General features: G+C 65.4%; 1 protein-coding gene and 1 pseudogene. Both read left to right on the top strand.

Annotated elements, in window-relative coordinates:
* Nucleotides 1-26 precede the first annotated feature (26 nt).
* A complete protein-coding gene (locus C7I84_RS29365; protein ID WP_245428666.1) occupies nt 27-245 on the top strand; it encodes a DUF2160 domain-containing protein in 219 nt (72 codons plus the stop codon).
* A gap of 85 nt (nt 246-330) precedes the next feature.
* Nucleotides 331-514, top strand: a pseudogene (locus C7I84_RS29360) (carbohydrate ABC transporter substrate-binding protein); the annotation flags it as partial.

The raw sequence follows: 514 nt of genomic DNA, 5'->3' as shown, positions 1-514 counted from the left end.
CGATCTTCTTTGCGGTGATCTTCGCCATGCTGGTCGGCATGGGCGTGTGGGAATATGTTTCGCCCGGCGGCAATCCGCGCGTCGGCATTTTGCGCTTCGAGACGACGCGCGGCGATCGGCTGTTCGTGTCGCTCTTGGGTGCCGCCTTCATCCATCTCGCCTGGCTGGGCCTGGTCGGACCCGACCTGTGGTGGGCGCTCGCCCTGTCGGTGGTCTACGCCGTCGGCGTGTTCCGCACCGTCTAGGGGAGGACTTTTTCGCGCCGGCCGCGGCCGGGCGGAACGATGCGACTTCGACTTGCGACTGTCTTTTACAAAGGGAGGAACTTTCATGAAACGCTACCTGCTCACGACAACCACGGCGCTGGCGCTGCTCGCCGGCAGCGGCGCCGCCTTCGCCGACATCGAGGCGGCAAAAACTTTCCTCGACGCCGAGATCAAGGACCAGTCCGCCCTCGACCGCGCCGCCCAGGAGGCGGAGATGCAGTGGTTCGTCGACGCCGCCAAACCGTTCG

It is taken from the genome of Kumtagia ephedrae (assembly GCF_003012745.1).
Lineage (GTDB): Bacteria > Pseudomonadota > Alphaproteobacteria > Rhizobiales > Rhizobiaceae > Kumtagia > Kumtagia ephedrae.
The sequence above is the reverse complement of the archived record's forward strand: the minus strand, read 5'-3'. Positions and strand labels throughout refer to the sequence as shown.